Origin of the sequence: Onishia taeanensis (assembly GCF_013349955.1) — a bacterium.
Lineage (GTDB): Bacteria > Pseudomonadota > Gammaproteobacteria > Pseudomonadales > Halomonadaceae > Onishia > Onishia taeanensis_B.
This window is the reverse complement of sequence record NZ_JABVXC010000042.1, coordinates 1-665: the sequence shown is the minus strand read 5'-3', so window position 1 is coordinate 665 and position 665 is coordinate 1. Positions and strand designations below refer to the sequence as shown.

Annotated in this window: 1 protein-coding gene; it reads left to right on the top strand. The window is 64.1% G+C overall.

What is annotated here, in order from left to right; genetic code table 11:
- Positions 1-665, top strand: a 665-nt coding sequence (locus HUS66_RS17370; RefSeq protein ID WP_282848322.1) for an FAD-linked oxidase C-terminal domain-containing protein, incomplete at both ends; no start/stop codon positions are given.

Sequence of the window (665 nt, the reverse complement as noted above, 5' to 3'; positions counted from 1 at the left end):
GCCAAGGCGTTAATGGCAAGCCCGGCATCCCCCACCTCCATCGAGACCGTGGACGACAAGGTGCTGGGCCTGGCGCAGCAGGACTTTGTATGGGACAGCGTGGCAGAGTTCTTCCCGGCCACCAGTGGTGCGCCTAGGGCAGACAACCATCAAGACCAGGCCGACGATCAAGCCGAAGACGATACGGCGGTGGCAACGCACACCGAAACGTCGATTCGCGGCATCAATCTGATCGAATTCAACGCCGACGACCCCGAGGCGCTAAAGGCCCGCATCAACGATTTTACCCGCCACCTGGAGTCGGACAGCAGCGTCGAGCGGCTGGGCTATACCCTGGCCGAGGGCCATGAGCAGATCAAACGCGTCTATGCCATGCGCAAGCGCGCGGTAGGCCTGCTCGGCAACGTCCAGGGCGAGAAGCGCCCGATTCCCTTCGTCGAGGACACCGCGGTGCCGCCGGAGCACTTGGCCGACTATATCGCCGAGTTCCGTGCCGCCCTGGATGCCCACGGGCTTACCTATGGCATGTTCGGCCACGTCGATGCCGGCGTGCTGCATGTGCGGCCGGCCATCGACATGAAGGACCCGGCCCAGGAGGCGCTGATCCGCCAGATCTCGGATGAGGTCGCCGAGCTGACCCACAAGTATCACGGCCTCTTGTGGGG